The sequence below is a fragment of the Brevibacterium antiquum CNRZ 918 genome (genome assembly GCF_900169145.1).
In the GTDB taxonomy this organism is placed as follows: Bacteria; Actinomycetota; Actinomycetes; order Actinomycetales; family Brevibacteriaceae; genus Brevibacterium; species Brevibacterium koreense.
This window is the reverse complement of the sequence record NZ_FXZD01000038.1, coordinates 1-1,542: the sequence shown is the minus strand read 5'-3', so window position 1 is coordinate 1,542 and position 1,542 is coordinate 1. Positions and strand designations below refer to the sequence as shown.

General features: G+C 59.5%; 2 pseudogenes. One reads left to right on the top strand and one right to left on the bottom strand.

What is annotated here, in order from left to right:
- Positions 1-121: 121 nt before the first annotated feature.
- Positions 122-1,078, top strand: a pseudogene (locus BANT918_RS17085) (IS3 family transposase); the annotation flags it as partial.
- A 37-nt stretch (positions 1,079-1,115) separates the two neighbouring features.
- Here the strand turns inward: BANT918_RS17085 and BANT918_RS17080 are convergent.
- Positions 1,116-1,542: pseudogene (locus tag BANT918_RS17080) on the bottom strand (transposase); the annotation flags it as partial.

Here is a 1,542-nt window from a genome sequence, read left to right as displayed (position 1 = left end):
TGACCGTCCTTCCACAGCTCCCAGACTCTTCGGCGTTCTTCTTCGGGTAGGCCTGGTCGTCCAATCTTGGCCATGTTCGCCTCCTGGCTGACGGGGTGTTGCACTCACGGTTTGAGTCTAAGGCCGCCTTCTTCGCGTCGAAGCCTCGAAACAAGAGAAGTTCGAACTGATGCATGCGGAGAAGGCGAACTACTCGATCCGCCGCATGGCCAGGTTGCTTGGCGTGACGAAGTCCGGGTTCTATGCGTGGATGAAGCGACGCGCGCAAGGCCCGTCGAAGCGGACGAGGATGCAGCGAGACCTCGATGCCCAGGTCCGTCGGGTCCACACGGCTTCAGACGCTGTGTACGGGGCACCGAGAGTCAAGGCTGGTCTGGAGCGCGAAGACGTGTGTGTTGATGAGAAGACGGTCGCGAGGTCGATGCGTCGGCAAGGTCTTGAGGGAATCAGTCCGAGACGGTTTCGGCCAGTGACAACGTTGCCGGGCGTGGAGACCTATCACATTCCTGACCTCGTGAAACGAGTCTGGGATCAGGGTGAGCTGGATGCAGTATGGATCAGCGACATTACGTACTTACGCACGTGGGAAGGGTTCGTGTACCTGTGTGTGATCCGGGACGGATGCTCCAGGAGAGTGCTGGGGTGGGCGATGGATGCTCGCCAGGATGGTGACCTCGTGGAGCGAGCATTGCGGATGGCTCACACTCTGCGATCAATGACTCCTCATGACGTAATTTTCCATGCCGATCGGGGTGCCCAGTACACGTCTGCGCAGTTGCATCAGGCCTCGTCACAGCTGGGGTTGAAGCAGTCGGTGGGGCGGACTGGGGTGTGCTGGGACAACGCGATGTCCGAGTCGTTCTGGTCGTCGTTGAAGACGGAGTTCTTCGATCGTCGTGTGTGGCAGACGCGGGCCGAAGCGATGCGTGAGGTCGCGCGGTGGATTGAGGTTGTCTATAACCGGCGACGGTTGCATTCGGCTTTAGGGATGGTGACGCCGGTGGAGTTCGAAGGGAAGTTCCAGGCTGGTCGGGAGGCTGGTCGGATGGAGAAGGAAGCGTCTACGCAGGCTGCGTGACGTAGCTCACGTGTCCACGAGTTGCGGGGAACCTCATATCGGCGAAGCCATAGTGGACGTTGGCTGGAGTATGGAACCCGATGCCAGAATGCTGATGAGCGTGATTGTACCAATCCACGAATTCACTGATGAAGGCCCGCGCGTCGCTCAGGGACGCGAAGCGATCGGGGAAGGTTGGCCCGTACTTCATGGTTTTGAAGAGACTTTCGCTGTACGGGTTGTCGTTGCTCACCCGGGGCCTGGAATGGGATCGGGTGACCTCCAGATCCGAGAGCAGTCCGGCAACGGTCTTCGACGTCATCGAGGTCCCGCGGTCGGCGTGGACGATTTCGGGGATGCCGTGGATGCCGAAGATCTCCTTCATCATCTCCATCGCCAGGACCCCTGATTCGGTGGCGTGCACGTGCGCGCCGACGATGAACCTCGAATGGATGTCCACCATCAGGTAACAATCGAAGTACTTG